General features: G+C 72.7%; 7 protein-coding genes. All 7 read left to right on the top strand.

Annotated features, from left to right (window positions below; translation table 11 throughout):
• The first annotated feature begins 84 nt into the window (after positions 1 to 84).
• The 7 genes from ABME01_RS13765 (at position 85) to ABME01_RS13735 (ending at position 6,104) form a co-directional block, all read left to right on the top strand.
• The gene (locus tag ABME01_RS13765; protein ID WP_353828992.1) at positions 85 to 1,293 is read left to right on the top strand and encodes an MFS transporter; all 1,209 of its coding nucleotides are present in this window, start codon (positions 85 to 87) and stop codon (positions 1,291 to 1,293) included.
• Between the two features lie 24 nt (positions 1,294 to 1,317).
• The gene (locus ABME01_RS13760) at positions 1,318 to 2,148 is read left to right on the top strand and encodes an aldo/keto reductase (protein WP_353828991.1); all 831 of its coding nucleotides are present in this window, start codon (positions 1,318 to 1,320) and stop codon (positions 2,146 to 2,148) included.
• A gap of 106 nt (positions 2,149 to 2,254) precedes the next feature.
• Positions 2,255 to 3,232 carry a DUF4349 domain-containing protein gene (locus tag ABME01_RS13755; protein ID WP_353828990.1) on the top strand — a complete coding sequence of 326 codons (978 nt, stop codon included), beginning with the start codon at positions 2,255 to 2,257 and terminating at the stop codon, positions 3,230 to 3,232.
• Positions 3,233 to 3,241: 9 nt separating this feature from the next.
• Positions 3,242 to 4,411 carry an acyl-CoA dehydrogenase family protein gene (locus ABME01_RS13750; protein ID WP_353828989.1) on the top strand — a complete coding sequence of 390 codons (1,170 nt, stop codon included), beginning with the start codon at positions 3,242 to 3,244 and terminating at the stop codon, positions 4,409 to 4,411.
• Positions 4,412 to 4,483: 72 nt separating this feature from the next.
• A complete protein-coding gene (locus ABME01_RS13745) occupies positions 4,484 to 4,663 on the top strand; it encodes a hypothetical protein (RefSeq protein ID WP_353828988.1) in 180 nt (59 codons plus the stop codon).
• Complete coding sequence (locus ABME01_RS13740) at positions 4,663 to 5,535, top strand: alanyl-tRNA editing protein (RefSeq protein WP_353828987.1); 873 nt, start codon at positions 4,663 to 4,665, stop codon at positions 5,533 to 5,535. Before ABME01_RS13745 ends, ABME01_RS13740 begins: the two co-directional genes overlap by 1 nt.
• A gap of 74 nt (positions 5,536 to 5,609) precedes the next feature.
• Entirely contained in the window at positions 5,610 to 6,104 is a 495-nt protein-coding gene (locus ABME01_RS13735) for a cation:proton antiporter regulatory subunit (RefSeq protein WP_353828986.1), read from the top strand.
• Position 6,105 lies beyond the last annotated feature (1 nt).

Genomic DNA, 6,105 nt, shown 5'->3' with positions numbered 1-6,105 from the left:
ATATCATTTTGATGTTATATACGGAAGAACTGATCCCCCACGAGCACGAGCCGGCGACCCCGTCGTCGCTAGCATTGAGCCACCGTGGCAAGCTACTCCGACCTGCTGAAGACCCCGGGCGTCGCTCGCATCATCGCCGCCCAGCTGACCGCACGGTTCCCGTCGGGCATGCTCTCGCTCGCCTTCCTCCTGCACATCGAGCAGCAGACCGGCTCCTACGGCGCCGCCGGGCTGGTGCTCGCGGCCACCTCCACGGGACAGGCCGTCGCCGGTCCCCTCACCAGCCGGCTCATGGGCCGGTTCGGCATGCGGCCGGTGCTCGTCACGACCCTCGTCGTGTGCACCGCCTCCGTCATCGCCATCGGCGTGCTCGCGCTCACGGTCCCCCTCTACATGCTCCTCGGCCTGGTCTGCGGGCTCGCGACCCCGCCCGTGCAGCCGGCCGTCCGCACCATCTACCCGAAGATGGTGAACTCCCGGCAGCTCACGCCCCTCTTCTCCCTCGACGCGTCGGCCCAGGAGATCATCTGGGTCGTCGGCCCGGTCGTGACGACCTTCGTCTCGACCCAGGTCGGCACGGTCTGGGGCATCCTGCTGGCCGCCGCCCTCATGATCGTCGGCGGCGTCTGGTTCATCGCCTCGCCCGAACTCGGTCGGGTCCGCATCCCGAGGTCCAAGCGCGCGTTCGGAAAGGTGCTCCTGCGCCCGCCCGTGATGCTCGCGACGGTGGTCGGATTCCTCCTCATCGGCGCCTGCGCGGCGATCGAGGCGGGCGTGGTCGCGGCGTTCGGCCACGACGGCGCCGAGGCGGGCATCGTGCTCGCGATCTTCTCGATCGGCAGCCTCGCGGGCGGCCTCGGCCTCGGGCACGTCCCGATCGGGCCGTGGTCGACCGCGCGCCGCATGTTCATCGTCTTCGTCGGCACCGCGCTGGCCGCGTTCGCGATGGACTTCTGGTGGCTCTCGATCACCCTGTTCATCGCCGGGATCGGCCTGGCGCCGGCACTCGCGGTGCTCTTCGCGATCGTCTCGGCCAGCGTGAAGTTCTCCGACACGGCCGAGGCGTACGGCTGGGTCGGCACCGGCCAGCTGATCGGCGCCGCGCTCGGATCGGCGGTCGCCGGCTTCCTCATCGACGCGAACGGCGCGGTCGGGGCGTTCTGGGCGGCGACCGCCCTCGCCTTCCTCGGGTTCATCGTGCCGGCGCTCGCCCGGCGCTGGCATCCCGATCTCCGCGGCCGCGACGCGAGCCCGATCCCCGACACCGAGCCGGTCACCATCACCCCGAGCTGACCGACGGGAACGAAAGGCGAACGGATGACGCATCCACCCCTCGCACCCATGATCGACCTCGCGGACGGCAACGCGATCCCGCAGGTCGGCTACGGCATGTACAAGGTGCCGGCGGCCGATGCCGCGCGACTGGCACTGATCGCGATCGAGCAGGGCTACCGCCACCTCGACACCGCGGCCCTCTACGGCAACGAGGCGGAGGCGGGCGAGGCCGTCCGGCGGTCGGGCCTGCCGCGCGACGACCTGTTCGTCACGAGCAAGGTCTGGAACGACGACCACGGATACGACGAGACGCTGCGGGCCTTCGACGTGGCGATGGACCGGTTCGGGCTCGACCGGCTCGACCTGTTCCTCATCCACTGGCCGGTTCCGTCCCGGGACCGGTACGTCGACACCTGGCGAGCGCTCGTCCGACTCCGGGACGAGGGCCGGGTGCGCTCGATCGGCGTCTCGAACTTCCACGCCCACCACCTCGAGCGCATCATCGGCGAGACCGGCGTCGCACCCGTCGTCAACCAGGTCGAGCTGCATCCGTGGCTGCCGCAGCGCGAGCTCCGCGAGGCGCACGAGCGCCTCGGCATCCGCACCGAGGCGTGGTCGCCGCTCGCGCGCGGGCGCCTGCTCGGCGACCCCGTGCTCGAGCCGATCGCGGCCAAGCACGGCCGCTCGGTCGCCCAGGTGGTCCTCGCCTGGCACGTGGCGCAGGGCACGATCGTCATCCCGAAGGCATCGAGCGCCGACCGGATCGCCGAGAACCTCGACGTCTTCTCCGTGGCGCTCGACGCGGAGGACCTCGCCGCCATCGACTCGCTCGAGTCGGGCGAGCGGACCGGACGCGATCCCGACGACGACTGAGCCGGAGCGCGCCGTCGCCGACTCCCAGCCCACCGCGACCGTATCGTGACCCGACTCCCAGCGGGCCTCCAGACGAGCCGACCGCGCACGGCGGTACCGTGACCGCATGACCAGCCGACGCACCAGGTTCGCCGCCGCGGCCGCGGCCTCCGTCCTGCTCCTCTCCGGCTGCAGCATCGCCGGCGGGGGCTCCGAGGACGCCGTCGTCGGCGGCGGGGCGCCGGAACCGGACGTGGGCTTCGAGGCGCCGGCCGACGGCGGAGTCGCGCCGCGCGACGAGCAGCCCTTCACGGAGGACGAGCAGTTCGGCACCCTCGACGAGGAGCGCAGCGTCATCACCACCGGCTGGATGTCGATCACGGTCGACGACCCGATCGACGGCGCGGGCGAGGTGGCCGCGATCGTCGGCCGCGCCGATGGCCGGGTCGACAGCCGCAGCGAGACGCCGGGCACCGAGACGCAGCGGGCGCGCGCGACGCTCGTCGTGCGCATCCCCGCCGACGGCTTCGACGACGTGCTCGCCGCGCTGCGCGAACTCGGCGAGGTCGACTCGCTCCAGCTCGAGGCGGCCGACGTGACCCAGCAGAAGCAGGACCTCGATGCGCGGATCGGGTCGCTCCGGACGTCGATCGACCGCCTGCGCACCCTGCTCGCCCAGGCCGACGACGTGGCCGACCTGATCGCGATCGAGTCGGAGCTGACGACGCGGCAGTCCGAGCTGGACAGCCTCACGACGCGGCGCGACCTCCTGGCGGACCAGGTCGCGTACTCGACGCTCACGGTGGAACTGCTCTCGGAGGGGATCGCGCCCGCGGCGGGACCCGACGACTTCTGGAGCGGCGTGGCCGCCGGCTGGAACGCGCTGACCGGCTTCGTCTCGGGACTGCTGGTGGCCGTCGGCGTGCTCCTGCCCTGGGTTGCCGTGCTCATCGTGGTCGCCGTCGTCGTCGTGGGCGTCGTCGTGGTCGCCACGCGCGGCGGCCGGCACCGGCCGAGCGGCGGCAGCGACGCGCCGGGCGACGACGCACCGACCGGCGACCGGTCCGCCGCCGGGGCCGGGACGGAGCGCGACCCGTCGGCGTAGGCTGTCGCCGTGCCGACCGCGACCACTCCGGAAGCCCTGCTCGACGACGACCTCCTCGCCCGCATCCGCGAGCGCGCACCGCGCTACGACCGCGAGAACGCCTTCTTCGCCGACGACCTCGCCGAGCTCGCCGACCGGGGCTACCTCCGCGCGCTCGTCCCCACCGAGCACGGCGGACTGGGATGGAGCCTCGCCGAACTGGTGCGGGCGCAGTCGCGGCTCGCGACCGCCGCGCCCGCCACGGCGCTCGGCATCAACATGCACCTGGTCTGGACGGGCGTGGCGCGGCTGCTCCACGACCGCGGCGACGACGCGCTCGACTTCGTCCTCGCCGAGGCCGCGGCCGGCGAGGTCTTCGCGTTCGGCATCAGCGAGGCGGGCAACGACCTCATGCTCTTCGGGTCGGGCACCGCGGCCGACCCCCAGCCCGACGGCAGCGTCCGGTACACCGGCCGCAAGATCTTCACCTCGCTCTCGCCGGCATGGACCCGGCTCGGCGTGCACGGGCTCGACTCGACCTCCCCCGACGCGCCGAAGCTCGTGTACGGGTTCATCGACCGCGAGGACCCGGATGTCCGGGCGCTCGACGACTGGGACACGATCGGCATGCGCGCCACGCAGAGCCGGACGACCGTGCTCGACGGCGCCGTCGCCGCCGGTGACCGCATCGTGCGCCGGCTGGACCCGGGTCCGAACCCCGATCCGATGGTCTTCGCGATCTTCGCGTGCTTCGAGCTGTTCCTCAGTTCCGTGTACGCCGGCCTCGCCGAACGGGCGCTCGCGCTCGCGATCGATGCCGCCCGTTCCCGGACGTCGGCCCGCACCGGCCGGCCGCGGAGCGAGGACCCGGCGGTGCGCCGCAGGATCGCCGCGGCGGCGCTCGCGCTCGACGGCGTGGAACCGCAGCTGACGGTGCTCGCGCGCGACGTCGCCGAGGGCGCCGACCACGGCGGGCTGTGGTTCGCGAAGCTTTCGGGCGTGAAGGTCCGCACCGTCCAGACGGCGCGCGACGTGGTCGACGCGGCGGTCCGGGTCGCAGGCGGTGCGACGTACTTCGCCGGCGACGAGCTCGGCCGGCTCCAGCGCGACGTCCTCGCCGGGGTGTTCCATCCGTCGAGCGACGACGCCGCCCTGAACACGATCGCGAACGCCCGGCTCGGCCCGGTGCCGGAGGACTGACGGTCCTCCGGTCCCCCGACCGATCGCTAGACTGGCGGCCGCGGCGGGTCGCCGCGTCCCAAGGAGGTCCTCGTGAGCGTGTTCCCGTTCCTCATCGCCATGGCGCTGTTCGTGTTCGGCATGTGGCTGTTCAGCGTCGCCGACGTCGTCCTCGGCTTCGAGGCGATCGTCTTCTTCGCCGGCATCGTGTGCGTCAGCCTGTCGCTGGCCATCCCGTTCAACGTCCTGGGGCGCCGCGAGTCCGGCATCTGATGGGGCTGCCCGACACCGACACGATCGTCACCTATCCCGCCGGCTCGCTGACCGAGTCGGCCACGGTCCTCGCCGTCGTCCCGCACGAGGCAGGACTCGCGGTGATCACCGACCGCACGAGCATCCACCCCGTCGACGCCGCATGGCCCGACCAGCCCGCCGACTCCGGCGTGATCCGGGTCGACGACCGCGAGATCGCGATCCGCGACGCCGTCGTCGCGGCGACCGACGGAACCGACCTGCACGTCGGGGCGCTGCCGGTCCGCCCGGGCACGGAGGGCTGGGTCTTCCTCGTCGCCCACCTCGTCGACGCCGACGCCGGGATCGACGAGGGCGACGCCGTCGACCTCGAGGCGGATGCCGCGACGCGACGCGAGCTCTCGCTCGGGCACACCGCGTGCCACGCCGCCTCCCTCGCCCTGAATCGCGCGCTCGCCGGCCGCTGGTCGAAGTCCGCACGCGAGGACGCCCTCGGCTCCCCCGACTTCGACGGGATCGCGATCACCTCCTCCCGCATCGAGCCGTTCGGCTCCGTCGACCGCTATCGCCTGAACAAGTCGCTGCGCCGGGCGGGCTTCGACGCGACCGGCCTCGCCGAGGGCCTGGACGAGCTCGCCGCATCGGTGGATGCCACGCTCGCCGATTGGATCGCCGCCGATGCGCCGGTGCGGGTCGAGCGCGTCGGCGACGGGCTCACCGAGCGCCGGACCTGGGTCTGCGGACTGCCCGAGGCATCGGCCCGGATCCCGTGCGGCGGCACGCACGCCGGCTCGCTCGGCGAACTGGGCACGGCTCGCGTCTCGTTCGGCATCGAGGACGACGGCGGCACGCCCGTGCTCGTTATGACGACGCGGACCACGCCGACGGACTGAGCCCGCCGCCCCGATATCGCCGACCTGAGCGTCCCTCGGCCGGAGGGTCCGGTCGCGGGGTTAGCATGTGGGGCGTGGGTATTCGCATCGAGAAGGTCGACCTGCCCGGGATCGGCTACCGCCACGACCTCGTCACCGAGGGCGGCCGGCGCATCAGTGTCGTATCGCACCGGGACGGCGAGCGCGACCTCGGGGTGTTCGACGAGGACGATCCCGACGAGTGCCGTGACACCATCCCCCTCAACGAGGACGAGGCGTCCGCACTCGCAGACGTGCTCGGCGCGTCGGTCATGCTGTCGCGGCTCACGAGCCTGTCGGACGACACCGACGGCCTGTTCACCGAGCAGATCGCGCTGCCGACGGACTCGCCGTTCCTGAACCATCCGCTCGGCGACACCAAGGCGCGCACCCGCACGCACTCGTCGATCGTGGCGATCATGCGCGACGGGGCCGTCATCCCGTCGCCGACCCCGGCCGACGTGCTGCGCGCCGGCGACGTCATCGTCGCCGTCGGCACCCGCGGCGGCCTCGACGGAGTGGCCCGACTGCTCGCCAACGGCCCCGACTGAT

The organism is Agromyces litoreus (assembly GCF_040496015.1).
GTDB lineage: Bacteria > Actinomycetota > Actinomycetes > Actinomycetales > Microbacteriaceae > Agromyces > Agromyces litoreus.
The sequence above is the reverse complement of the archived record's forward strand: the minus strand, read 5'-3'. Positions and strand labels throughout refer to the sequence as shown.

Excerpts from the sequence above, each read along its gene's own strand:
- ABME01_RS13760 (WP_353828991.1), top strand. The coding sequence starts at position 1,318 with ATGACGCATCCACCCCTCGCACCCATGATCGACCTCGCGGACGGCAAC.
- ABME01_RS13755 (WP_353828990.1), top strand. The coding sequence starts at position 2,255 with ATGACCAGCCGACGCACCAGGTTCGCCGCCGCGGCCGCGGCCTCCGTC.
- ABME01_RS13740 (WP_353828987.1), top strand. The coding sequence starts at position 4,663 with ATGGGGCTGCCCGACACCGACACGATCGTCACCTATCCCGCCGGCTCG.